Annotated in this window: 32 protein-coding genes; 3 read left to right on the top strand and 29 right to left on the bottom strand. The window is 61.9% G+C overall.

Annotated elements, in window-relative coordinates; genetic code table 11:
• Positions 1-103: 103 nt before the first annotated feature.
• The 13 genes from B6V76_RS17570 to rpmC all read right to left on the bottom strand — a co-directional run bounded on the left by B6V76_RS17570 (position 104) and on the right by rpmC (position 6971).
• Positions 104-1744, bottom strand: coding sequence for a BCCT family transporter (locus B6V76_RS17570; protein WP_075773860.1), 1641 nt, complete (start codon positions 1742-1744; stop codon positions 104-106).
• A gap of 38 nt (positions 1745-1782) precedes the next feature.
• Complete coding sequence (locus tag B6V76_RS17565; protein WP_075773859.1) at positions 1783-2199, bottom strand: universal stress protein; 417 nt, start codon at positions 2197-2199, stop codon at positions 1783-1785.
• 486 nt (positions 2200-2685) lie between these two features.
• Entirely contained in the window at positions 2686-2871 is a 186-nt protein-coding gene (rpmD, locus tag B6V76_RS17560; RefSeq protein ID WP_075773858.1) for a 50S ribosomal protein L30, read from the bottom strand.
• Positions 2872-2883: 12 nt separating this feature from the next.
• A complete protein-coding gene (rpsE, locus tag B6V76_RS17555; protein ID WP_075773857.1) occupies positions 2884-3453 on the bottom strand; it encodes a 30S ribosomal protein S5 in 570 nt (189 codons plus the stop codon).
• A 114-nt stretch (positions 3454-3567) separates the two neighbouring features.
• On the bottom strand, positions 3568-3927 hold the full coding sequence (gene rplR / locus B6V76_RS17550; RefSeq protein WP_075773856.1) for a 50S ribosomal protein L18: 360 nt from the start codon (positions 3925-3927) through the stop codon (positions 3568-3570).
• A gap of 11 nt (positions 3928-3938) precedes the next feature.
• Positions 3939-4472 (bottom strand): 50S ribosomal protein L6, encoded by a 534-nt coding sequence (gene rplF, locus B6V76_RS17545; protein ID WP_088722245.1) that lies wholly within the window; start codon positions 4470-4472, stop codon positions 3939-3941.
• 10 nt (positions 4473-4482) lie between these two features.
• Positions 4483-4881 carry a 30S ribosomal protein S8 gene (rpsH, locus tag B6V76_RS17540; protein ID WP_088719470.1) on the bottom strand — a complete coding sequence of 133 codons (399 nt, stop codon included), beginning with the start codon at positions 4879-4881 and terminating at the stop codon, positions 4483-4485.
• A 10-nt stretch (positions 4882-4891) separates the two neighbouring features.
• Positions 4892-5197: a 30S ribosomal protein S14 gene (gene rpsN, locus B6V76_RS17535; RefSeq protein WP_075773854.1), complete on the bottom strand. Its 306-nt coding sequence runs from the start codon at positions 5195-5197 to the stop codon at positions 4892-4894.
• A 19-nt stretch (positions 5198-5216) separates the two neighbouring features.
• Positions 5217-5774 (bottom strand): 50S ribosomal protein L5, encoded by a 558-nt coding sequence (rplE, locus tag B6V76_RS17530; protein WP_075773853.1) that lies wholly within the window; start codon positions 5772-5774, stop codon positions 5217-5219.
• On the bottom strand, positions 5774-6079 hold the full coding sequence (gene rplX / locus B6V76_RS17525) for a 50S ribosomal protein L24 (RefSeq protein WP_075773852.1): 306 nt from the start codon (positions 6077-6079) through the stop codon (positions 5774-5776). Before rplX ends, rplE begins: the two co-directional genes overlap by 1 nt.
• Complete coding sequence (gene rplN, locus B6V76_RS17520; RefSeq protein ID WP_075773851.1) at positions 6079-6447, bottom strand: 50S ribosomal protein L14; 369 nt, start codon at positions 6445-6447, stop codon at positions 6079-6081. Before rplN ends, rplX begins: the two co-directional genes overlap by 1 nt.
• Before the next feature lie 77 nt (positions 6448-6524).
• Positions 6525-6758 carry a 30S ribosomal protein S17 gene (gene rpsQ, locus B6V76_RS17515; RefSeq protein WP_075773850.1) on the bottom strand — a complete coding sequence of 78 codons (234 nt, stop codon included), beginning with the start codon at positions 6756-6758 and terminating at the stop codon, positions 6525-6527.
• 12 nt (positions 6759-6770) lie between these two features.
• Positions 6771-6971, bottom strand: a complete 201-nt coding sequence (gene rpmC, locus B6V76_RS17510) for a 50S ribosomal protein L29 (RefSeq protein WP_075773849.1) — start codon at positions 6969-6971, stop codon at positions 6771-6773.
• 188 nt (positions 6972-7159) lie between these two features.
• Between rpmC and B6V76_RS17505 the strand changes: the two genes are divergently transcribed.
• Both B6V76_RS17505 and B6V76_RS17500 read left to right on the top strand, forming a co-directional pair.
• The gene (locus B6V76_RS17505; protein WP_088719469.1) at positions 7160-7795 is read left to right on the top strand and encodes a 2OG-Fe(II) oxygenase family protein; all 636 of its coding nucleotides are present in this window, start codon (positions 7160-7162) and stop codon (positions 7793-7795) included.
• A gap of 82 nt (positions 7796-7877) precedes the next feature.
• Complete coding sequence (locus B6V76_RS17500) at positions 7878-8411, top strand: flavodoxin domain-containing protein (RefSeq protein ID WP_088728040.1); 534 nt, start codon at positions 7878-7880, stop codon at positions 8409-8411.
• Between the two features lie 74 nt (positions 8412-8485).
• On the opposite strand, the gene rplP is transcribed toward B6V76_RS17500, so the two are convergent.
• From rplP to rplB, 5 genes are read right to left on the bottom strand one after another with little or no spacing between them, the layout of a single operon-like run.
• Positions 8486-8899, bottom strand: a complete 414-nt coding sequence (rplP, locus tag B6V76_RS17495) for a 50S ribosomal protein L16 (protein ID WP_075773846.1) — start codon at positions 8897-8899, stop codon at positions 8486-8488.
• A gap of 14 nt (positions 8900-8913) precedes the next feature.
• Positions 8914-9621 (bottom strand): 30S ribosomal protein S3, encoded by a 708-nt coding sequence (gene rpsC / locus B6V76_RS17490; protein WP_075773845.1) that lies wholly within the window; start codon positions 9619-9621, stop codon positions 8914-8916.
• A complete protein-coding gene (gene rplV / locus B6V76_RS17485) occupies positions 9621-10001 on the bottom strand; it encodes a 50S ribosomal protein L22 (RefSeq protein ID WP_078521290.1) in 381 nt (126 codons plus the stop codon). The genes rpsC and rplV overlap by 1 nt, the downstream gene beginning before the upstream one ends.
• A gap of 5 nt (positions 10002-10006) precedes the next feature.
• Complete coding sequence (gene rpsS / locus B6V76_RS17480; RefSeq protein WP_075773843.1) at positions 10007-10285, bottom strand: 30S ribosomal protein S19; 279 nt, start codon at positions 10283-10285, stop codon at positions 10007-10009.
• A gap of 3 nt (positions 10286-10288) precedes the next feature.
• Entirely contained in the window at positions 10289-11128 is an 840-nt protein-coding gene (gene rplB, locus B6V76_RS17475; RefSeq protein ID WP_075773842.1) for a 50S ribosomal protein L2, read from the bottom strand.
• A gap of 256 nt (positions 11129-11384) precedes the next feature.
• Between rplB and B6V76_RS17470 the strand changes: the two genes are divergently transcribed.
• Positions 11385-11690, top strand: a complete 306-nt coding sequence (locus B6V76_RS17470; protein ID WP_075773841.1) for an SH3 domain-containing protein — start codon at positions 11385-11387, stop codon at positions 11688-11690.
• A gap of 124 nt (positions 11691-11814) precedes the next feature.
• Here the strand turns inward: B6V76_RS17470 and B6V76_RS17465 are convergent, their stop codons facing one another.
• The 11 genes from B6V76_RS17465 to B6V76_RS17415 form a co-directional block, all read right to left on the bottom strand.
• A complete protein-coding gene (locus B6V76_RS17465) occupies positions 11815-12111 on the bottom strand; it encodes a 50S ribosomal protein L23 (RefSeq protein ID WP_075773840.1) in 297 nt (98 codons plus the stop codon).
• Positions 12108-12728, bottom strand: a complete 621-nt coding sequence (gene rplD, locus B6V76_RS17460; protein ID WP_075773839.1) for a 50S ribosomal protein L4 — start codon at positions 12726-12728, stop codon at positions 12108-12110. The genes B6V76_RS17465 and rplD overlap by 4 nt, the downstream gene beginning before the upstream one ends.
• Positions 12725-13591 carry a 50S ribosomal protein L3 gene (gene rplC, locus B6V76_RS17455; protein WP_075773838.1) on the bottom strand — a complete coding sequence of 289 codons (867 nt, stop codon included), beginning with the start codon at positions 13589-13591 and terminating at the stop codon, positions 12725-12727. Before rplC ends, rplD begins: the two co-directional genes overlap by 4 nt.
• 10 nt (positions 13592-13601) lie before the next feature.
• Positions 13602-13910 carry a 30S ribosomal protein S10 gene (rpsJ, locus tag B6V76_RS17450; protein ID WP_036639457.1) on the bottom strand — a complete coding sequence of 103 codons (309 nt, stop codon included), beginning with the start codon at positions 13908-13910 and terminating at the stop codon, positions 13602-13604.
• A gap of 213 nt (positions 13911-14123) precedes the next feature.
• Positions 14124-15299, bottom strand: a complete 1176-nt coding sequence (tuf, locus tag B6V76_RS17445) for an elongation factor Tu (protein WP_077701325.1) — start codon at positions 15297-15299, stop codon at positions 14124-14126.
• A gap of 60 nt (positions 15300-15359) precedes the next feature.
• A complete protein-coding gene (fusA, locus tag B6V76_RS17440) occupies positions 15360-17483 on the bottom strand; it encodes an elongation factor G (protein ID WP_088728039.1) in 2124 nt (707 codons plus the stop codon).
• A gap of 18 nt (positions 17484-17501) precedes the next feature.
• The gene (gene rpsG, locus B6V76_RS17435; RefSeq protein WP_075773836.1) at positions 17502-17972 is read right to left on the bottom strand and encodes a 30S ribosomal protein S7; all 471 of its coding nucleotides are present in this window, start codon (positions 17970-17972) and stop codon (positions 17502-17504) included.
• Between the two features lie 12 nt (positions 17973-17984).
• A complete protein-coding gene (rpsL, locus tag B6V76_RS17430; RefSeq protein ID WP_038074720.1) occupies positions 17985-18356 on the bottom strand; it encodes a 30S ribosomal protein S12 in 372 nt (123 codons plus the stop codon).
• A 244-nt stretch (positions 18357-18600) separates the two neighbouring features.
• Positions 18601-19329, bottom strand: coding sequence for a phosphatase PAP2 family protein (locus B6V76_RS17425; protein ID WP_166504626.1), 729 nt, complete (start codon positions 19327-19329; stop codon positions 18601-18603).
• A gap of 1 nt (position 19330) precedes the next feature.
• Positions 19331-20779: a glycosyltransferase family 39 protein gene (locus B6V76_RS17420; protein WP_088728037.1), complete on the bottom strand. Its 1449-nt coding sequence runs from the start codon at positions 20777-20779 to the stop codon at positions 19331-19333.
• Positions 20754-21059: a lipid-A-disaccharide synthase N-terminal domain-containing protein gene (locus B6V76_RS17415; RefSeq protein WP_075773834.1), complete on the bottom strand. Its 306-nt coding sequence runs from the start codon at positions 21057-21059 to the stop codon at positions 20754-20756. The genes B6V76_RS17420 and B6V76_RS17415 overlap by 26 nt, the downstream gene beginning before the upstream one ends.
• Position 21060: the final 1 nt, after the last annotated feature.

The following is a 21060-nucleotide window of genomic DNA, read 5'->3' as shown; positions in this document are numbered from 1 at the left end:
GGGTCATATACGCAGTCGCGCCGCGTTTCCAGACGCCCTGCGCATAGCGAAAGGCGCGCGGGGTTTCCCCCCGCGCGCCTCTCTGTCTCAAGTGTCCCTCAGTTTACCGAGGCTCGGTCCGAAGACCCTTCCAGATCGCCCAGCACATCACCAGCAGAACCAGCGTGAAGGGAAGACCGGTCGAGATCACCATCGCCTGTAGCGCGCTCAGACCGCCGCCGATCAACAGCACGATCGCGACCGCGCCCTCGAAGGTGGCCCAGAACACACGCTGCGGCACCGGTGCGTCGACCTTGCCGCCTGCCGTGATCGTGTCGATCACGAGCGACCCGGAGTCCGAGGAGGTCACGAAGAACACGATCACCAGGATGATCGCGATGACCGAGGTGATCGAGGTCAGCGGGAGACCCTCCAGCATCGCGAACAGCGACAGCGGCGGGTTGTAGCTATCGATGACCTGCGCCTTCACCAGCGAGCCTGCCGGGTCCGAAATCACCTGGTCGATCGCGACGCCACCGAAGACCGCCATCCACAGCACGCAGACGAGCGAGGGGATCAGCAGCACGCAGATGATGAACTCGCGCACGGTACGGCCACGCGACACCCGGGCGATGAACATACCGACGAAGGGCGACCAGGAAATCCACCACGCCCAGTAGAACGCGGTCCAACCGTCGCGATAGCTGTCATCCGTGCGCCCGATCGGGTTCGACAGCGGAATGATGTCCTTGGCATAGGCCAGAAGACCCTGACCGAAATCGGTGAAGATCATCAGGGTCGGACCCGCGAAGAGAACGAAGAGCAGCAGCAGCGCCGCGATGCCCATGTTGATCTCCGAGAGCAGCTTCACGCCGCCGTCGAGGCCGCGCAGCACCGAGAACAACGCAACGCCGGTGATGATGGTGATCAGAATGATCTGCACCGTCGTGTTGATCGGAACGCCGAAGACGTGATTGAGACCCGCATTCGCCTGCTGCGCGCCGAAACCGAGCGAGGTCGCAAGACCGAACAGTGTCGCAAACACCGCGATGATGTCGATGATGTGGCCGGTCCAGCCCCAGACCTTCTCACCGAAGATCGGATAGAAAGCCGAGCGGATCGTCAGCGGCAGCCCCTTGTTATAGGAGAACAGCGCCAGCGCGAGCGCCACGACCGCGTAGATCGCCCAAGGGTGCAGACCCCAGTGATAGATCGTTGCGGCGAGGCCCATTTCCTTGGCCCGGGCGACATTCTCCGGGATCAGGTTGCCATCCGCATCGAAGGGCGAAGGCGTGCCCAACGGCTGCGATACCGCCATGTGATAGACCGGCTCGAGCACGCCGAAGAACATCAGACCGATGCCCATACCGGCCGCGAAGAGCATCGCGAACCAGCCCATATAGGTGAAGTCCGGCTCGGCATCCGTGCCCCCCAGGCGCACCGCGCCATAGGGCGAGACGATCAGGGCGAGACAGAAGATGACGAAGATGTTCGCGGCGCTCATGAAGAACCAGTCGAAAGTCGAGGTCAGCCACGGACGCATTGCGCCGAAGATCTCGCTCGCCTGTTCGGGCAGGGCTAGCGCATAGAAGACGAAGGCCACGATCGTCAGCGCCGAGATCATGAAAACCGGGTTGTGAATGTCGAAACCGAAGGGCCCGACTTGGCCTTCCAGGTTGTCCTGACCGATTTCGTAATCGGTTTCGATGAGTTGCGTGTCCCCTTCGGGGGCAGGGATACCCTGAACTTCTTCAGGTTCGGCCATATGCCGTCCTCCTGTCCTTATTGGTTATGTTGGTCCGCTTATCCGCGTACGAGGAAGACCGACGCATCGCTGTGCGCGGCCAGATGTCCCCCATGCGAGGCAAAGAGATAGTTGGCCGCGTTGGGCACGTGCGTGGCCATCACGACGAGATCGGCCTCGAGATCGTCGGCCACCTTCAGCAACGTCTTGTCGAGATCCACGGCAGGATCGGGCACGACGACCGCCTTCCCCGAGGCCTTGTGCCCGAATTCGTTGGCATGACTATCCGCGAAAGCGTCCAGCTTCGCGGCATATTCTTTGGCATTATGGCCGAATTCGCTCGGCTCCTGGCTCGTAACACCTATGAAAACGACTTCCGCGTCGTGTTTCGCTGCGATTTCCGAAGCGACTCTCAACGTCTTGTCCATCTTCTCGACGTGACGCAGGTCGACCGGAACCATGATTTTCTCAAACATCTCGATCCGTCCCTCAGTCTTGAAGCGCAGCACCCTATTGCAGGATGCAACGATATCCAACCAACCCAGTGTGTCACAATCGGTTCCGGAAATCGTGAATAAATATTAAAGAAATGACATGCCGTTATCGGGTGCGGCGCGCGACGGCCCCAATTTCGCCCAAAACCGCCATACGCGGATGTACCATGTCCGATCGCCTCAGACCGGAGAGGGCGAGACGCTTTCACCGCCGATATGGAACAGATTTCAGCGGCACCAACACCGTGATCGCGGTCCGAGGCGCCTCGACGTCACCTCCGCAGGCGGCGTTCATTCCGGCGAAACATGCGGCCCGTCTCTCGGCCTTGGAGGACGCGTATCAGGCGGACGATCCGTCACACGCGGGCGGCCTCTCCGCACCTGCCCCGCCAGAAGCCAAGCGCTACAAATGCAAAACGCCCCGGCCTTTCGGTCGGGGCGCTTCGTTACTCAGATGAACCGGTCGGTTCAGCCACGCTCTTCGACGATTTCGACGAGGTGCGGGATCTTCGCGACCATACCGCGCACGGCCGGGGTATCTTCCAGCTCACGGGTACGGTTCATCTTGTCCAGACCCAGGCCTTTCAGCGTGGCACGCTGGATGGCGGGACGACGGATCGGCGAACCGATCTGCTTGACGACGATGGTAGCCATTGATCGCTCTCCTTACGCTTCCGTGGCTTCGGCAGGTGCCTCGGCCTCGGGCTTCTTGAGGATGTCGGCCACTTTCTTGCCGCGGCGCGCAGCCACCTGACGGGGGCTTGCTTCGCGGGTCAGACCGTTCAGCGTGGCACGGATCATGTTGTAGGGGTTCTGGGTGCCGGTCGATTTCGACACGACGTCCTTCACGCCCAGCATCTCGAACACGGCACGCATCGGACCACCGGCGATGATCCCGGTACCTTCCGGTGCGGTGCGCATCACGACCTTACCAGCGCCGTGACGGCCCTCGATGTCGTGGTGCAGCGTGCGGCCATCGCGCAGCGGGACGCGGATCAGGTTGCGCTTCGCTTGCTCGGTGGCTTTGCGGATCGCTTCCGGAACCTCTTTGGCCTTGCCTTTGCCGAAGCCGACACGGCCACGCTGGTCGCCGACGACCACGAGGGCTGCGAAGCCAAAGCGCTTACCACCCTTCACGGTTTTCGACACGCGGTTGATCGCGACGAGGCGATCGGCGAATTCCGGGTTTTCGTCGCGGTCGTCGCGGCGGCCCCGGCGGTTGTCTCGTTCTGCCATGAGGCATTCCTTCTCGTGATGGCGTGGTCTCACGCCGTTTGTCTCAATCCAGGTGCCCCGCCCCGAAGGGCGCGGCCCGGATCATCGGGGGGACGCGAACGTCCCCCACCAGTCTTAGAACTTCAGACCGCCTTCGCGGGCTGCGTCGGCGAGCGCCTTGATCTTCCCGTGGAACAGGAAGCCACCGCGGTCGAAGTAGCAGGTTTCGACACCGGCCTTCTTCGCACGCTCGGCGATCGCGGCGCCAACCTTGGCTGCCGCTTCGACGTTGTTCTTGCCGACCACACCGAGATCCTTCTCGAGCGTGGAAGCGGCGGCCAGAGTGCGACCGTTGACGTCGTCGATCAGCTGAACGCTGATGTTTTTCGACGAACGATGCACCGAAAGACGGGCGCGACCAGCGGCCATCTTGCGAAGCTTGTTCCGGACGCGCAGGCGGCGCTTGAGGAACAGATCCCGTTTGCTGTTTGCCATTTTCGCGTTCCTTACTTCTTCTTACCTTCTTTGCGGAAGATATACTCGCCCTTGTAGCGGATGCCCTTGCCCTTATAGGGCTCGGGAGCACGCCATTCGCGGATATTTGCCGCGACTTGGCCCACCTGCTGCTGGTCGGAACCTTCCACAACGATCTCGGTCTGCTTCGGAGCGGTGACAGTCACGCCCTCCGGAACCTCGAAGTTGACTTCGTGCGAATAACCGAGCGACAGCTTCAGGACGTTGCCCTGCATCTGCGCACGATAACCAACGCCCTGGATCTCCAGCTCCTTCTTGAAGCCTTCGGTCACGCCCTGCACGAGGTTCGCGACCTGCGAGCGGGTCATGCCCCACTGCTGGCGCGCGCGCTTCGAGAGGCCACGCGGGGTGATGGTGACGAGGTTGTCCTCGACCTTGAGGGTCACATCGTCGGTCGCGGTGAAGGAACGGGTGCCTTTCGGCCCCTTCACTTCGATGGTCTGGCCCGACAGCTGCGCCGAAACGCCGCTGGGAAGCTCGACCGGTTTCTTACCAATACGAGACATTGAGCCCTCCTTAGAATACGGTGCAGAGCACTTCGCCGCCGACATTGGCGGAGCGTGCGTTTGCATCCGACATCACGCCCTTCGAGGTCGAGACGATCGAGACGCCGAGGCCCTGACGGACCGACGGGACGTCTTTCGCGGCCATGTACACGCGACGACCGGGGGTCGAGACGCGCTGCAGCTCGCGGATGACCGGGGTGCCCTCGTAGTACTTGAGGCTGATTTCCAGCTCCGGATGGCCGGCAGCAGACGTCGTCTGCTCGTAACCACGGATGTAGCCTTCGTCAGCCAGCACGTCGAGAACCCAAGCGCGGAGCTTGGAGGCCGGGGTGCGGACGGTGGATTTGCCACGCAGTTGTGCGTTGCGGATGCGGGTCAGCATATCGCCGAGAGGATCGTTCACAGACATGTCGCCCTCCTTACCAGCTCGACTTCACCATGCCGGGGATCTGACCGTAGGAGGCCAGGTCACGCAGCATGATCCGCGAGAGTTTGAGCTTACGGTAGTAAGCGTGGGGACGACCCGTGAGCTGGCAACGATTGTGCAGCCGGACCGCCGACGAGTTGCGCGGGAGTTCCGCGAGTTTCAGCGACGCCTTGAAGCGCTCTTCCATCGGGCGCTCCTGGTCGTTGATGATTTCCTTGAGCGCGGCCCGCTTGTCAGCGTACTTGTTCACAAGACGCTGGCGCTTCGCTTCGCGCGCAACCATGGATTTCTTAGCCATAAGTTTCGTTCCTCCGCGATCAGGCGTTGAAAGGCATGTTGAAATGCTTCAACAGCGCCTTCGCTTCGGCATCCACGTCAGACGTGGTCACCATGATGATGTCCATACCCAGAACCTCATCGACCTTATCGAAGTCGATTTCCGGGAACACGATGTGTTCCTTGAGGCCCATTGCGAAGTTGCCACGACCGTCGAAGGCCGGCTTCACGCCGCGGAAGTCGCGAACGCGCGGCAGGGCAACGTTGATCAGGCGATCGAGGAATTCGTACATCCGGTCACCGCGCAGGGTCACTTTCGCGCCCAGCGGCATTTCTTCACGGACGCGGAAGCCTGCGATCGACTTCTTCGCCTTGGTCATCACGGCCTTCTGACCAGCGATGAGCGAGAGCTCTTCGGCGGCCTGCTTGACCTTCTTGGTGTCTTTCACGGCTTCGCCGACGCCCATGTTCAGCACGATCTTGTCGAGCCGCGGGATCATCATGTCGTTCTTGTAGCCGAACTCTTCTTTCAGCGCGGCTTTGATCGAGTCGCGGTAAAGAGCGCGAAGACGCGGAGTGTAGGTAGCTTGATCGAGCATCAGATCGCATCCCCCGTGGTCTTGGCGTAACGCACCTTCTTGCCGTCTTCCTCGCGGAAGCCGACGCGGGTGGCTTTGCCGTTTGCGTCCATCAGAGCCAGGTTCGACAGGTCGATCGGCATCGCCTTGGGCTGGCGACCGCCCTGGTTGGACTGGGTCTGACGCTGGTGGCGGATCGCAACGTTCACGCCGTCGACGACAGCTTTGCCGGCTTTCGGGTCAACAGAGGTGATTTCACCCTGCTTGCCCTTGTCCTTGCCAGCGAGAACGACGACCTTGTCGCCTTTGCGGAGCTTAGCAGCCATTACAGCACCTCCGGAGCAAGCGAGATGATCTTCATGAAGTTCTTCGCACGCAGCTCACGCACGACCGGCCCGAAGATACGGGTGCCGACCGGCTCGCCCGCGTTGTTCAGGATGACGGCGGCGTTGCGGTCGAAACGGATGGCGGTGCCATCGTCGCGACGAACTTCTTTGGCGGTGCGCACGACGACGGCCTTGCGGACGTCACCTTTCTTCACGCGGCCGCGCGGGATCGCTTCCTTGACCGACACCACAATGATGTCGCCCACGGATGCGTAACGGCGGTGCGAGCCGCCGAGGACCTTGATGCACTGAACCCGGCGAGCGCCGGAGTTGTCAGCAACATCCAGATTGGTCTGCATCTGGATCATGGGGTTACTCCCGACCTTTGGGGACGCCTATGCAGTAAGGGCCCCAGGGTTTCGAATACTGGCGAAATGGCCGCGGCTTACGCCGTGACCACAACCCGCCAGCGCTTGGTCTTCGAGATCGGCGCGCACTCTTCGATGCGAACAATGTCACCGGTCTTGAATTGGTTTTCCGCGTCGTGGGCGCGGTATTTCTTGGACTTCCGGATCGTTTTCTTGAGAACCGGATGCGTGAAGCGGCGCTCGACCGAAACGGTGATGGTCTGGTCGTTCTTGTCCGACGTCACGGTACCTTGCAGGATGCGTTTGGGCATAGGAAGCTCTCCTTACTTCGCGGCTTCAGCGGCTTTTTGGTTCAGCACGGTCTTGATCCGTGCAACGTCCCGACGAACGGTACGCATGCGCGCGGTGTTCTCGAGCTGGTTCGTGGCCTGCTGAAAGCGGAGGTTGAAGGCTTCTTTCTTCAGCGAGACGAGCTGGTCACGCAGCTCATCAGGCGTCTTCGCCTTGAGTTCTTGGGCGTTCATCCCGGGTCCTTTCTTGGCATCAGAGGGCCCCTCGCGGGTGACCCTACTTCTGATGGGTTATGTCGGTCCTGATTTCAGGAACTTGGGGCCAATATCAGAGCGAATCGAATATGGCAAGGATTGTTTGGCCTCCGGCCCGCTTTCGCGTAACAGGGGGGTAAATCCACGCCCAGTTGCGAGAGCCCCCAATGCCCGAGTCCAAATCCCAGATCGAGTCCCTTTTCGTCACCCGCCTTTACCGCGCCTCCCTATCCGAATTCGGCCCCAAGGTCGATACGAACGAGCTGGAGGCCTCGTGCTACGCCATCGCCGAGGATGACGAAGCCGGTCAGGACTGGTGCGAGGAGAACGGCTATCCGGGCTATACCTCCTACGCTTCGCTCACCGACCTGCCCTGGCGCTTCCCGATCTTCGCGGACATGGTGAAGGCGCTCGACAAGCACGTTGCGGCCTTTGCCAAAGATCTCGAATTCGATCTGGGCGAGGGTAAGCTGGTGCTGGAAGACCTCTGGATCAACATCCTGCCCGAAGGCGGCACCCACAGCTCGCACCTGCACCCCCATTCAGTGATCTCGGGCACGACCTATGTCGCGATGCCCGACGGCGCCTCGGCGCTGAAGCTGGAAGACCCGCGCAGCGCCCGGATGATGGCGGCCCCTACCCGCCTCAAGACCGCCCGGCGCGAGCTGCAGCCCTTCATCTACATCGCCCCAGAACCGGGTGAGGTGCTGCTCTGGGAGAGCTGGCTGCGCCACGAGGTGCCGATGAACATGGCCGAAGACGAGCGGATCTCGGTCAGCTTCAATTACAAATGGGTCGACTGAGCCCGGCGCTTTGATCGTCATCATAGCCAAGCCGCATCTCACCTGATTTTCTTGCTGCGCAACCAGACACCGGGAGCGCAGCATGAAAGCACTCGTCGCCTATGCCTCGACCGAGGGGCAAACCCGCAAGATCGCGCGGCACGTCGCCGACCGCATCGCGGATCTGGGTCACTCCGCGGAATTGATTTCCACCGATGAGGCCGAAGGGATGGATCTCGGCCGGTTCGACCGGATCGTCCTCGCGGCCTCGATCCATGTCGGACATTATCAGGGTCGCTTCGCGGATTTCGTCGCCGAACAACGCGATATCATCAAGAACCGCCCGAACCTCTTTCTCTCGGTCTCGCTGGCCGCCGCCGGTCATGACGCAGAGGATTGGCGCGCCCTCGATAAAATCCTGAAGGACTTCGAAGCGGCGACCGGCTGGACGCCGGATCTGACGGAACAGATCGCGGGCGCCTATCTGCCGTCGAGATACGATATCTTCCGCCGGTTCGTGATGCGCCGGATCGTGGCGAAGAAAAATCCCGATGCCGATCTCGATGCAGATATCGAATACACCGACTGGAAGGCACTGGACGCGCTGATCGACGGCTGGATTTCCGACGGCGCCTGATCTCGGCACCAGATACGCAAAAGCCCCGCCATCTCTAGCGGGGCTTTCGTTTGTCTTCAGCAGTCAGACCGGGATTACCAGTCCTGACGCTCGACGATGCGGCAGGCCACCGGAAGCTTGGCCGCGCCGAGGCGCAGAGCCTCGCGTGCGGTCACTTCGTTGACGCCGTCGATCTCGAACATCACGCGGCCGGGCTTGACCTTGGCGGCCCAACGGTCGACCGAACCCTTACCTTTACCCATACGGACTTCGGTGGGCTTTGCGGTGATCGGGGTATCCGGGAAGATCCGGATCCAGACACGGCCTTGACGCTTCATATGGCGGGTGATCGCACGACGCGCAGCTTCGATCTGACGGGCGGTGACGCGCTCGGGCGCCTCTGCCTTGAGGCCGAAGTGACCGAAGTTCAGGTCGAAACCACCTTTGGCTTCACCATGAATCCGGCCTTTGTGCATCTTGCGGAACTTCGTCCGTTTCGGTTGCAGCATAACTATCTACTCCCTCAGCGATCGCGACGCGGGCCGCGCGGTGCCGGGCCCTCTTGGGCTTCGGCGTGCTTGCGGTCACGAGCTTGCGGATCATGTTCCATGATCTCGCCTTTGAAGATCCAGACCTTCACGCCGATGATCCCGTAGGGGGTCGACGCTTCGGACAGCGCGTAGTCGATGTCGGCACGCAGGGTGTGCAGCGGAACGCGACCTTCGCGATACCACTCGGTCCGTGCAATCTCGGCGCCGCCCAGACGGCCAGCGACGTTCACGCGGATACCAAGACCACCCATGCGCATCGCGTTCTGCACCGCGCGCTTCATGGCGCGACGGAACGAGACACGACGCTCGAGCTGCTGAGCGATCGACTCGGCAACCAGCTGCGCGTCGAGTTCCGGCTTGCGGACTTCGACGATGTTCAGGTGCAGCTCGCTGTCGGTGAAGTTCGCCAGCTTCTTGCGGAGCGCTTCGATGTCAGCGCCCTTCTTGCCGATGATGACGCCCGGACGCGCAGCGTGAATGGTCACGCGGCATTTCTTGTGCGGACGCTCGATGATGACACGGCTGACGCCGGCCTGCTTGGCTTCCTCGTGGATGAACTCGCGGATCTTGATGTCCTCGAGCAGCAGGTCGCCGTAGTCCTTGCTGTCGGCATACCAGCGGCTATCCCAGGTGCGGTTGACCTGGAGGCGCATGCCGATCGGATTAACCTTCTGACCCATTACGCTTGCTCCTCAACCTGACGCACCTTGATGGTGATTTCCGAGAACGGCTTCATGATCTTGCCGAAGCGACCACGCGCCCGCGGACGGCCACGCTTCATCACCAGGTTCTTGCCGACCCAGGCTTCCGCCACGACGAGTTCGTCCACGTCCAGGCCGTGGTTGTTCTCTGCGTTGGCGATCGCCGACTGGAGGCACTTCTTCACGTCGAGCGCGATGCGCTTCTTCGAGAAGGTCAGGTCCGAAAGGGCCTTGTCGACCTTCTTGCCACGGATCATCGCGGCGACGAGGTTCAGTTTCTGCGGCGAGGTGCGAAGCATACGGGTCTTCGCCATCGCTTCGTTCTCCGCCACGCGGCGCGGATTCTTTTCCTTACCCATGACGATTACTTCCTCTTGGCTTTTTTATCGGCCGCATGCCCGTAATAGGTGCGGGTCGGCGAATATTCACCGAACTTCTGGCCGATCATTTCCTCGGTGACGTTGACCGGGATGTGTTTCTGACCGTTGTAGACCCCAAAGGTGAGGCCGACGAATTGCGGCAGGATGGTGGAGCGACGCGACCAAATCTTGATGACGTCGCCTTTGCCCGACTCGCGAGCCTTCTCTGCTTTTTTCAGCAGGTAGGCATCAACGAAGGGGCCTTTCCAAACAGAACGAGACATATGTTAGCGACCCTTCTTCTTCGCGTGACGCGAACGCAGGATGTACTGGTCCGTCTTCTTGTTGACGCGCGTGCGCTTGCCCTTGGTGGGCTTGCCCCACGGCGTAACCGGATGACGGCCACCCGAGGTGCGGCCTTCACCACCACCGTGCGGGTGGTCGATCGGGTTCATCGCGACACCGCGGACGGTCGGACGAACACCCATGTGGCGCTTACGACCGGCTTTACCGAGGTTCTGGTTCGAGTGGTCGGCGTTCGACACGGCACCGATGGTCGCCATGCATTCCTGACGCACGAGGCGCAGTTCGCCCGACGAAAGACGCAGCTGAGCGTAGCCGCCGTCACGACCGACGAACTGGGCGTAGGTGCCCGCGGCGCGTGCGATCTGGCCACCCTTGCCGGGCTTCAGTTCGACGTTGTGGACGATGGTACCGATCGGCATGCCCGAGAACGGCATCGCGTTGCCCGGCTTGACGTCGTGACGCGAGCCCGAAACGACCTTGTCACCAACAGCGAGACGCTGGGGTGCGAGGATGTAGGCCTGCTCACCATCTTCATAGTTGATCAGCGCGATGAAGGCGGTCCGGTTCGGATCGTATTCGATCCGCTCGACGGTGCCATGAACATCGAACTTGCGACGCTTGAAATCGACGATGCGGTAGAGACGCTTCGCGCCACCACCCTTGTGCCACATCGTGATCCGCCCGGTGTTGTTCCGGCCACCCGACTTGGTCAAACCCTCAGTGAGGGCTTTGACCGGACGGCCTTTCCAAAGCTCCGAACGGTCGATCAGAACCAGCCCACGCTGGCCCGGCGTCGTCGGCTTATACGACTTGAGTGCCATGCTTTCTGTCTTCCGTTGGTTTGCGGCGAGTTGCCTCGCCTGTCTGTGTGTATAGGGCCCCGAAGGTCCCCGAATTCAAAAATCACGGGCCCCGGAACGAATCCGAGGCCGCGAGACTGGCGCGATGTAGCAGGCTTATGGGGGTGAGTCTATAGCCTTGGCCTGTTTTTACACGCGATCGCCCAAGCAACTGGCGCTTCGCGGTCCGGGCAGGCAAAATGGCCCCCGAGGCAGACGACATAACAGGAGAAAATCGATGCGTCCAACCCGAGCAATTCTGCTCGCCGCTCCGCTCTGCGCGGCAGCCACCCTCGCCACCCCCACCCTCGCCGACGCTTGGCGCGGAACCTACGAGGTCGCAGGCGTGAAGGGCCAGGACATGCTGAAACTGCGCGCAGGCCCCGGCACCGGCTACAAGGTAATTCTGGGGCTTCCCAACGGCGCAATCGTCCATGTGCGCAGCTGCGAGCGCAGCGGCAATACCCGCTGGTGCAACGTCTCGCTCGACGTCGCGCGCAACCTGCGCGGCTATGTCTCGGAGAGCTACCTGCGGGAGAAGTGAGTGGTGGGCGCTGCCCGGGCTGGCCACCCGGGCGCCCCATGAGAGACAAGCCCCTAATCCAACTCCGCAAACGAAAAGGCCCCCGCGATCACGAGGGCCTTTCCAATGTCTCGGTCGTACCGGATTACAGGCCGGTGGTGACGTCGATCGTGTTGCCTTCTTCCAGCGTCACGTAGGCTTTCTTGAAGTCCGAGCGACGGCCGGGGGTGCCCCGGAAGCGCTTGGTCTTGCCCTTGGTGATGGTGGTGTTGACCGCCTTCACCTTGACGCCGAAGAGAGTCTCGACAGCTTCTTTGATCTGCGGCTTCGAAGCGTCTTTCGCCACTTCGAAAACAACAGCGCCGTTCTCCGAGGCCATGGTGGCCTTCTCGGTGATGACCGGCTTGACGATCACGTCGTAATGTTCGGGTTTCGCGCTCATTTCAGACGAGCCTCCAGAGCTTCGACACCCGCCTTCGTGAGCACGAGCGTGTCACGCTTGAGGATGTCATACACGTTGGCGCCCATCGAAGGCAGCACATCGATGCCGTCGATGTTGCGCGCGGCTTGGGCGAAGTTCTCGTTCACCTCGGCCCCGTCGATCACCAGCACCTTCTTCCAGCCCAGCTCCTTGGCGGCTTTCGCCAGCAGCTTGGTCTTGGCTTCGGCGAGCTGCGCGTCCTCCAGGACGATCAGTTTGCCAGCGGCGGCTTTCGACGACAGCGCGTGCTTCAGACCCAGAGCCCGGAACTTCTTGGGCAGGTCATGAGCGTGGCTGCGCGGGGTCGGACCCTTGTAGACACCACCCTTGCGGAAGATCGGCGCCTTGCGGGAACCGTGACGTGCGCCACCGGTGCCCTTCTGACGGTAGATCTTCTTGGTCGAGTAGCTGACCTCCGAGCGGGTGAGAACCGAGTGGGTGCCCTGCTGAGCCTTCGCGCGCTGCCAGCGCACGACGCGATGCAGGATGTCCGCACGCGGCTCGAGCCCGAAGATCTCGTCGGCGAGGTCGATCGAACCGGCCTTGCCGGCGTCGAGCTTGATCACATCGAGTTTCATTCTTTGTCTCCTTCGGGCGCTTCGCCGCCGTCTTCGCCTTTATCGGCTTCGATCGACGCTTCGGCTTCCTTCAGCGCGGCAGCTTCCTGAGCGGCCTGCTCCTCGGCGAGACGCTGAGCTTCGGCTTCGGCCTCGGCGGCAGCGGCGGCAGCGGCTTCTTCGGCAGCTTTCGCAGCGGCTTCGGCAGCCGACTTCAGCGCGGCGGGGTAGATGATGTTCTCGGAAAGCGGTTTCTTGACCGCATCCTTGACCGTCACCCAGCCACCTTTGGCGCCCGGAACCGAACCCTTGACCATGATCAGGCCACGGTCGGCATCGGTCTTGACGACCTGAAGGTTCTGGGTCGTGACACGGACGGCACCGAGGTGACCGGCCATCTTCTTGCCCTTGAACACTTTACCCGGGTCCTGACACTGGCCGGTCGAACCGTGCGAGCGGTGCGAGATCGACACGCCGTGCGTGGCGCGCAGACCGCCGAAGTTGTGACGCTTCATCGCACCGGCGAAACCCTTACCGATCGAGGTGCCCGCGATATCCACGAACTGACCTTCGAAATAGTGGTTCGCGGTGATTTCCTCGCCCACTTCGATCAGGTTTTCTTCAGCGACGCGGAATTCCGCGACTTTGCGCTTCGGGGCGACATTGGCTTTCGCGAAGTGACCACGCAGGGCGGCGGTCGTACGCTTGGCCTTGGCTTCACCAGCGCCGAGCTGAACGGCCGTGTAGCCGTCGGTCTCGGAAGTGCGCTGAGCCACCACCTGAAGCTTGTCGAGTTGGAGAACGGTCACAGGAACCTGCTTGCCGTCCTCAAGGAAGAGCCGGGTCATGCCCAGCTTCTTGGCGATAACACCAGTCCGCAGCATAATGCCCTCCTTACACCTTGATCTCGACGTCGACGCCCGCTGCGAGGTCGAGCTTCATCAGCGCGTCCACGGTCTGGGGGGTCGGATCGACGATGTCGAGAAGACGCTTATGCGTCCGGATTTCCCACTGGTCGCGCGACTTCTTGTCGATGTGCGGACCACGCAGAACCGTGAATTTCTCGATCTTGTTCGGGAGCGGGATGGGCCCGCGAACCTGGGCACCCGTGCGCTTCGCGGTGTTCACGATTTCCTGGGTGCTGGCGTCCAGCACGCGGTAATCGAACGCCTTGAGCCGGATGCGGATATTTTGGCCGGTCATATGTCATGCCTCTTCGCATGGCGTGAAGGTTGAGAGGCAGACGGCACCGAATGTAGCGCCTGCATCGAACCTATAAATCTTGGCAGATCAGGCGCGTCCTCTATGGCGTCACCCTGAGTCTGTCAAGAGCGAATGGCGCGCCTTTCGGCGCACCATTCAGATTCTTTCGAACTGTCGTTTTCGGGGCCCCGGAGAGGGCCCCGAAACCACCGATCACTCGATGATTTTCGACACCACGCCGGCGCCGACGGTGCGGCCGCCTTCGCGGATTGCGAAGCGCAGACCGTCTTCCATCGCGATCGGAGCGATCAGTTCGACTTCGAACTTCAGGTTGTCGCCCGGCATCACCATCTCGGTGCCCTCGGGCAGCGTCACGGTGCCGGTCACGTCCGTCGTGCGGAAGTAGAACTGCGGACGGTAGTTCGCGAAGAACGGGGTGTGACGGCCACCTTCCTCTTTGGTGAGGATGTAGGCTTCAGCTTCGAACTTCGTGTGCGGCTTCACCGAACCCGGCTTGCACAGAACCTGACCACGCTCGACGCCGTCACGGTCGATGCCGCGCAGCAGCGCGCCGATGTTGTCGCCAGCTTCACCACGGTCCAGCAGCTTGCGGAACATCTCGACGCCCGTGCAGGTCGTCTTCGAGGTGTCGCGGATACCCACGATTTCCAGTTCGTCGCCGACGTTGATCACGCCACGCTCGACGCGGCCGGTCACAACCGTACCACGGCCCGAGATCGAGAACACGTCTTCGATCGGCATCAGGAAGGGCTGGTCCACGGCGCGCTCCGGCGTCGGGATGTAGCTGTCGACAGCTTCCATCAGCGCACGGATCGAGTTCTCGCCGATTTCCGGATCACGGCCTTCCATCGCAGCCAGAGCCGAACCCTTGATGATCGGGATATCGTCGCCGGGGAAGTCGTAGGACGACAGAAGTTCACGAACTTCCATTTCCACGAGCTCGAGCAGCTCCTCGTCGTCGACCTGGTCAACCTTGTTCAGGTACACGACCATCGCCGGGATGCCGACCTGACGGCCGAGCAGGATGTGCTCGCGCGTCTGCGGCATCGGGCCGTCAGCTGCGTTCACGACCAGGATCGCGCCGTCCATCTGCGCGGCACCCGTGATCATGTTCTTCACGTAGTCGGCGTGGCCGGGGCAGTCGACGTGCGCGTAGTGACGCGACTCGGTCTCGTACTCCACGTGCGCGGTCGAGATCGTGATGCCGCGGGCTTTCTCTTCCGGCGCGCCGTCGATCTGGTCATACGCGCGGAAATCACCGAAATACTTCGTGATCGCAGCCGTCAGCGTCGTCTTGCCGTGGTCAACGTGGCCAATCGTGCCGATGTTGACGTGCGGTTTGTTACGTTCAAACTTTTCCTTTGCCATGATGGCCTCCTGTCAGTGCGTTGGGTGGGAAAGGCGCCGGGTCTCCCCGGCGCGCGTCCCTTACGCGTATTTCTTCTGAATCTCGTCCGAGATGTTCTGCGGCACGGCTTCGTAATGGCTGAAGAGCATCGTGAAGACCGCACGGCCCGAGGACATCGAACGCAGGTTGTTGATGTAGCCGAACATGTTGGCGAGCGGCACGAAGGCGTTCACGACGACCGCGTTGCCGCGGGTGTCCTGACCTTGCACCTGGCCCCGACGCGAGGTCAGGTCGCCAATGATGCCACCGGTATATTCTTCCGGGGTCACCACTTCGACTTTCATCATCGGCTCGAGCAGCTTCGCGCCAGCCTTGCGCAGACCTTCACGCATCGCGGCACGCGACGCGATTTCGAAGGCGAGCACCGAGGAGTCGACGTCGTGGAATGCACCGTCAACCAGCGCAACCTTGAAGTCGATCACCGGGAAGCCTGCCAGCGGACCGGAGTCCATGACCGACTTGATGCCCTTTTCGACGCCCGGGATGTATTCCTTCGGAACAGCACCACCAACGATGCGGCTCTCGAACGAATAACCTTCGCCCGGCTCGGTCGGCGAGATCTCGAGCTTGACGCGCGCGAACTGACCGGTACCGCCGGTCTGCTTCTTGTGCGTGTAGTCGATCTCGGTCGCGTGGCTGATCGTCTCGCGATAGGCCACCTGCGGCGCACCGATATTCGCCTCGACCTTGAACTCGCGCTTCATGCGGTCGACCAGGATGTCGAGGTGAAGTTCGCCCATGCCCTTCATGATGGTCTGGCCCGACTCGAGGTCGGTTTCGACGCGGAAGGACGGGTCTTCGGCTGCCAGGCGCTGAAGGGCGAGGCCCATCTTTTCCTGGTCGGCTTTCGACTTCGGCTCCACGGCGATCTCGATCACCGGATCGGGGAAGGTCATCGTTTCGAGAACGACCTGGTTGTTCGGGTCGCACAGCGTGTCACCGGTGGTGGTCTCTTTCAGACCGGCCAGCGCGATGATGTCGCCCGCATAGGCTTCTTCGATCTCGGTCCGGTTGTTCGAGTGCATCATCATCATACGACCGATGCGCTCTTTACGACCTTTGGTCGAGTTCAGGATCGAGTCGCCCTTCTTCAGCGTGCCCGAGTAGAGGCGCGTGAAGGTGAGCGAACCCACGAAGGGGTCGTTCATGATCTTGAACGCGAGACCCGACAGGGGCTCTTCGTCCGAGGCATGACGTGCGATGTTGCGGGTTTCCGTCTCGTCGTCCGGCGAGAAGCCCATGTAGGCGGGCACGTCGAGCGGCGAGGGCAGGAAGTCGACCACGGCGTTGAGCAGCGGCTGGACACCCTTGTTCTTGAAGGCCGAACCACCGAGAACCGGAACGAAGGACAGCGACAGCGTGCCCTTGCGGATCAGGTTGCGCAGCGTCGGGATATCGGGCTCTTCGCCTTCGAGATAGGCCATCATCGCGTCGTCGTCTTGCTCGACGGCGTTCTCGATGAGGTGCGAACGCCATTCGTCCGCGGTCGCCTTCAGATCCTCACGGATCGGCTGACGCACCCAGGCAGCGCCCAGATCTTCGCCTTTCCAGACCCACTCTTCCATGGTGACCAGGTCGACGATGCCTTCGAGTTGATCTTCGGCACCGATCGGGAAGTTCACCGGAACCGGAGTCGCACCGGTGCGGTCCTTGATCATCTTCACGCAGTTGAAGAAGTCCGCGCCGATCTTGTCCATCTTGTTGACGAAGACGAGGCGCGGAACCTTGTAGCGGTCAGCCTGACGCCACACGGTCTCGGTCTGCGGCTCAACACCGGCGTTCCCGTCGAGCAGCGCGACAGCGCCGTCGAGCACGGCCAGCGAACGCTCCACCTCGATGGTGAAGTCGACGTGGCCGGGGGTGTCGATGATGTTCATACGGAACTTGGTATCATCCGTACCTTCGGCGGTCGGATCTTCCTGCCACTGCCAGAAAGTCGTGGTAGCTGCCGAGGTGATGGTGATGCCGCGCTCGGCCTCTTGCTCCATCCAGTCCATGGTAGCAGCACCGTCGTGCACTTCGCCGATCTTGTGCGACTTGCCGGTGTAGAACAGGATGCGCTCGGTCGTCGTGGTTTTACCAGCGTCGATATGCGCCATGATCCCGAAGTTGCGATAACGCTTTAGGGGATATTCGCGAGCCATGGTGGCGTCCTTCCGTTATTACCAGCGATAATGGCTGAACGCTTTGTTCGCGTCGGCCATCTTGTGGGTGTCTTCGCGCTTCTTGACCGCGGAACCACGCGAGTTCACGGCATCGAGGAGTTCGCCGGCGAGGCGCTCTTCCATGGTGTTCTCGTTGCGGGACTTGGCGGCAGCGATGAGCCAGCGGATGGCCAGCGCTTCGCGGCGGGTCGGGCGCACCTCGACCGGAACCTGATAGGTGGCACCACCAACACGACGCGAACGCACTTCGACCGAAGGCTTCACGTTGTCGAGGGCTTCGTGGAACACCTCGATGGGCTCACGCTTGAGCTTGCCCTCAACGCGGTTGAGCGCGTTGTAGACGATTTTCTCGGCGGCGGACTTCTTGCCGTCGATCATCAGGTTGTTCATGAATTTGGTCAGCACGCGATCGCCATATTTGGCGTCGGGCAGGACTTCGCGCTTCTCAGCGGCGTGACGACGAGACATCTCGAGATCTCCTTACTTCGGACGCTTCGCGCCGTATTTCGAACGGCGTTGACGACGGTCTTTAACACCTTGCGTATCGAGCACACCGCGCAGGATGTGGTAACGAACGCCCGGAAGGTCTTTCACACGGCCGCCACGAATGAGCACAACGGAGTGCTCCTGGAGGTTGTGCTTCTCGCCCGGGATGTAGGAGATGACCTCGAAGCCATTCGTCAGGCGCACCTTGGCGACCTTACGCATAGCGGAGTTCGGTTTCTTCGGCGTCGTGGTGTAGACGCGCGTGCACACGCCACGCTTTTGCGGGCATTCTTGGAGGTGCTGCGACTTAGAGCGCTTCACCTTGGGCTGCCGCGGTTTGCGGATCAGCTGTTGGATCGTCGGCATTCGGTTCCCCGTTCTGCTGTCAATACTCGCCCCGTTTCCGGAGGCGCCACTTCTCGACGCGTTTCCGCGCGGATTCGCGAAAACGCCAAATCGCATTCCTCCCCGGCCCAAGGACCGCGGCGAATGCGTTGAATTCCAGAGGATCGGGGCGAAGGCCCGGATCATGACCACTAGAAATCGGCGACCCTTCGGGCAGACTTCACCCGTCAGGTAGCGCGGCGTATAGGGGGAGTCGTCTGGGTTGTCAACTCTCGCGCCGGGCCTCGCCGCGCACTTGCGCCACAAGCCGCGCGCCCCACCCTGCGAAGAGGATTCCCCAGAGCAGCCAGGCCGCCGTAAGGCTTACCAGTCCGGCGAAATAGGTGTCGGACAGAAAGTGCCGTCCGGTGCCGATCCGCTGCACGATGATGAAGACCGCGACGAAGACGCCGACTGCGCGCAGATAGAGCACGCCCCAGCGTGGCAGGTGCGCCCGCCACAGCTCTGCGCCGAGCCATATCAGCAGCCCCAGCGCAACTGCCGCCGCGACCTCGCCCGACACGAACGAGCAGTTCCGCGAGCATTGATCGGTGAAGGTGCCCGGCAGGCTGAAGTGATGCGCGCCGCCGAATAGATCAACATTCGCAGGTCGCGCTCGCCCGGAATTCGCCTTCAGCACGCCGTTCACGACCACGATCGGACCAAGCAGATAGAGAAGGCAGATGAAGGCCCAGATCCGCGCAGGCAAACGGAGCACCGTGCGATGGCGCAACCCCGCCCATGGCCACGCCACGAGCGAGACGACGAACAGCACGATGGAGATATCCCAGATCCGCTGGCGCAGCCATTCCCAGAGCGGATTGGTGATGACCGTGAACCCCTCCCCTGCCCGGTAGAACAGCCCGGCGGTGCCCAGATCGAGTTCCGGCACCAGGCGGAACAGCAGGAAGCCTCCGATCCACGCCGCCAGCAACAGCCGGACGGCAAAGCTCATATCAATTTTCGGAACGGACACAGCGCGCCTCCACCAGATAAGCCGCATACCCCTTATCGGCCCAAGTCCCCGTCGCGTCGAGCTGCGCCGCCGGCGAGACCGGGCCGCTGCCGCAATCGGGCGGGCTGTTGGCGATCAGAAGTAGGCGACCTTTGTAGTCCTGTGGCAAGGGCCACATCTGCTCGTAATAGCTGTCGGCCCGCACGACGGGCTTCGGTGCGTAGACGGTCACGCCCGCGCCCTGCCCCGTATAGAACAGATCGGCTAGGATTGCGCGATTGCTGGCATACACCGGAACATCGGCCTCTTTCGCGAGCGTCAGGATCTGGCGGCTCAGATCAGCCTGCCCCAACCACCGCTTCAGGAGCGGCGCGCCGTCTTTTTGCGGATAGGGTGCGAGGACGGTCAGCAGCGGGATCGACAGCGCGATCAGACCGTTGATCAGGATCGCAATCCAGCGCCAGATGTCGCGCAGAACCATCGCCGCCAGAACGGTTCCGGCGAAATAGGCGGCGACCGCCCAATTGGCATAGGCCCGGTCCAAGAGCGCCTCGAGCGTCACCGCGACCAGCGGCGGCACCGAGAGCATCGCCAGCCCGCGCTTCGCCGGGTCGCCCCAGCTCGCATAGCCGATCAGCAATGCCACCATCGTCACCGGCCCGAAGACGGCGAATTGCGAGGCGACGAACTCGACCATCGAGCCGAAATTCAGCTCGGCCCCTTCGCGGACCCAGCCGACGTTATCCATCGTATGCGAGACCGTGGTCAGGCCATGGGTGAGGTTCCAGACCACGTTCGGCGCGATCACGAGCGCGAACGCCAGCGCCGCAATCACCGTATTGCGCCAGCCGATCCGCCATGCCGGCGCGACAAGTGCGGCCAGCACCAGACCGGGGATCAGGTAGATTGCGGCGTATTTCGCCATGAAGGCCAGCCCTGCCGTCAGCCCCGCGGCCAGCGCGTCCGACCAATGGCGGCTACCGCCCGCGCGGTGCAGGAACAGCAAGCTCAACGCGTAGAAGGGCGCCATCACCGTATCGGTCGAGATCAGCACCGAGCCGAGCGCGACGAAGGGCAGCGTCACATAGATCGCAGCCGACCAGATAGCGACCCGACGCGATGCGATCCGGGCTCCCAAGGCGCCAAGTACCAGCGCCGTGATTCCGTGCAGAATGGCGCCCGGCATCCGCACCCAGAACGGCGCATCGGAGCCCGCCAGATCGGTCACCGCCCGAAGCAGCCAGCCGATCAGCGGCGGCTTGGAATAATAGCCGAAGTCGAGATGCTGGCCCCAAAGCCAGTATTGCGCCTCGTCGACGAAGAGATCGGTTTTGTTGAACGCCAGGAATACGAGCCGCAGCACAGTGGCCGCGGCGACGACGATCAGGGTCGGGAGGAACCAGCCGTCCCGATCCGCCCCGCGATCAAGCTTCGCGCCGACGCTTGGCATAGATCAGCCACAGATTGCGCCCGTAGATGAACACCCCGAGCGACTGGCCGAGAACGAAAACCGGGTCTCTGCGATAGAGCGCATAGGTCAGCAGCATCGCACCGCCCGCGACAGAGAAATACCAGAACGAAATGGGCACTACGGATTCGCCCTTGCGCTCGGAGGCAATCCACTGGACGAGAAACCGCCCGGTGAACATCAGCTGCGCAAGCAGGCCGAACAGGACCCACCACAGCTCGACTATGCTTTCCACGTGAAGCATATCCATCAGCCAGTCCATC

Source organism: Thioclava sp. IC9, assembly GCF_002213225.1.
Taxonomy (GTDB): Bacteria; Pseudomonadota; Alphaproteobacteria; order Rhodobacterales; family Rhodobacteraceae; genus Thioclava; species Thioclava nitratireducens.
This window is presented reverse-complemented; position numbering and strand designations above follow the sequence as displayed.

What these genes read in the sequence shown, in the direction of transcription:
- B6V76_RS17570 (WP_075773860.1), bottom strand. Translation starts at nt 1,744, where the DNA reads ATGGCCGAACCTGAAGAAGTTCAGGGTATCCCTGCCCCCGAAGGGGAC.
- B6V76_RS17565 (WP_075773859.1), bottom strand. Translation starts at nt 2,199, where the DNA reads ATGTTTGAGAAAATCATGGTTCCGGTCGACCTGCGTCACGTCGAGAAG.
- rpmD (WP_075773858.1), bottom strand. Translation starts at nt 2,871, where the DNA reads ATGGCTACCATCGTCGTCAAGCAGATCGGTTCGCCGATCCGTCGTCCC.
- rpsE (WP_075773857.1), bottom strand. Translation starts at nt 3,453, where the DNA reads ATGGCAGAACGAGACAACCGCCGGGGCCGCCGCGACGACCGCGACGAA.
- rplR (WP_075773856.1), bottom strand. Translation starts at nt 3,927, where the DNA reads ATGGCAAACAGCAAACGGGATCTGTTCCTCAAGCGCCGCCTGCGCGTC.
- rplF (WP_088722245.1), bottom strand. Translation starts at nt 4,472, where the DNA reads ATGTCTCGTATTGGTAAGAAACCGGTCGAGCTTCCCAGCGGCGTTTCG.
- rpsH (WP_088719470.1), bottom strand. Translation starts at nt 4,881, where the DNA reads ATGTCTGTGAACGATCCTCTCGGCGATATGCTGACCCGCATCCGCAAC.
- rpsN (WP_075773854.1), bottom strand. Translation starts at nt 5,197, where the DNA reads ATGGCTAAGAAATCCATGGTTGCGCGCGAAGCGAAGCGCCAGCGTCTT.
- rplE (WP_075773853.1), bottom strand. Translation starts at nt 5,774, where the DNA reads ATGCTCGATCAAGCTACCTACACTCCGCGTCTTCGCGCTCTTTACCGC.
- rplX (WP_075773852.1), bottom strand. Translation starts at nt 6,079, where the DNA reads ATGGCTGCTAAGCTCCGCAAAGGCGACAAGGTCGTCGTTCTCGCTGGC.
- rplN (WP_075773851.1), bottom strand. Translation starts at nt 6,447, where the DNA reads ATGATCCAGATGCAGACCAATCTGGATGTTGCTGACAACTCCGGCGCT.
- rpsQ (WP_075773850.1), bottom strand. Translation starts at nt 6,758, where the DNA reads ATGCCCAAACGCATCCTGCAAGGTACCGTGACGTCGGACAAGAACGAC.
- rpmC (WP_075773849.1), bottom strand. Translation starts at nt 6,971, where the DNA reads ATGAACGCCCAAGAACTCAAGGCGAAGACGCCTGATGAGCTGCGTGAC.
- B6V76_RS17505 (WP_088719469.1), top strand. Translation starts at nt 7,160, where the DNA reads ATGCCCGAGTCCAAATCCCAGATCGAGTCCCTTTTCGTCACCCGCCTT.
- B6V76_RS17500 (WP_088728040.1), top strand. Translation starts at nt 7,878, where the DNA reads ATGAAAGCACTCGTCGCCTATGCCTCGACCGAGGGGCAAACCCGCAAG.
- rplP (WP_075773846.1), bottom strand. Translation starts at nt 8,899, where the DNA reads ATGCTGCAACCGAAACGGACGAAGTTCCGCAAGATGCACAAAGGCCGG.
- rpsC (WP_075773845.1), bottom strand. Translation starts at nt 9,621, where the DNA reads ATGGGTCAGAAGGTTAATCCGATCGGCATGCGCCTCCAGGTCAACCGC.
- rplV (WP_078521290.1), bottom strand. Translation starts at nt 10,001, where the DNA reads ATGGGTAAGGAAAAGAATCCGCGCCGCGTGGCGGAGAACGAAGCGATG.
- rpsS (WP_075773843.1), bottom strand. Translation starts at nt 10,285, where the DNA reads ATGTCTCGTTCTGTTTGGAAAGGCCCCTTCGTTGATGCCTACCTGCTG.
- rplB (WP_075773842.1), bottom strand. Translation starts at nt 11,128, where the DNA reads ATGGCACTCAAGTCGTATAAGCCGACGACGCCGGGCCAGCGTGGGCTG.
- B6V76_RS17470 (WP_075773841.1), top strand. Translation starts at nt 11,385, where the DNA reads ATGCGTCCAACCCGAGCAATTCTGCTCGCCGCTCCGCTCTGCGCGGCA.
- B6V76_RS17465 (WP_075773840.1), bottom strand. Translation starts at nt 12,111, where the DNA reads ATGAGCGCGAAACCCGAACATTACGACGTGATCGTCAAGCCGGTCATC.
- rplD (WP_075773839.1), bottom strand. Translation starts at nt 12,728, where the DNA reads ATGAAACTCGATGTGATCAAGCTCGACGCCGGCAAGGCCGGTTCGATC.
- rplC (WP_075773838.1), bottom strand. Translation starts at nt 13,591, where the DNA reads ATGCTGCGGACTGGTGTTATCGCCAAGAAGCTGGGCATGACCCGGCTC.
- rpsJ (WP_036639457.1), bottom strand. Translation starts at nt 13,910, where the DNA reads ATGACCGGCCAAAATATCCGCATCCGGCTCAAGGCGTTCGATTACCGC.
- tuf (WP_077701325.1), bottom strand. Translation starts at nt 15,299, where the DNA reads ATGGCAAAGGAAAAGTTTGAACGTAACAAACCGCACGTCAACATCGGC.
- fusA (WP_088728039.1), bottom strand. Translation starts at nt 17,483, where the DNA reads ATGGCTCGCGAATATCCCCTAAAGCGTTATCGCAACTTCGGGATCATG.
- rpsG (WP_075773836.1), bottom strand. Translation starts at nt 17,972, where the DNA reads ATGTCTCGTCGTCACGCCGCTGAGAAGCGCGAAGTCCTGCCCGACGCC.
- rpsL (WP_038074720.1), bottom strand. Translation starts at nt 18,356, where the DNA reads ATGCCGACGATCCAACAGCTGATCCGCAAACCGCGGCAGCCCAAGGTG.
- B6V76_RS17425 (WP_166504626.1), bottom strand. Translation starts at nt 19,329, where the DNA reads ATGAGCTTTGCCGTCCGGCTGTTGCTGGCGGCGTGGATCGGAGGCTTC.
- B6V76_RS17420 (WP_088728037.1), bottom strand. Translation starts at nt 20,779, where the DNA reads ATGCCAAGCGTCGGCGCGAAGCTTGATCGCGGGGCGGATCGGGACGGC.
- B6V76_RS17415 (WP_075773834.1), bottom strand. Translation starts at nt 21,059, where the DNA reads ATGGACTGGCTGATGGATATGCTTCACGTGGAAAGCATAGTCGAGCTG.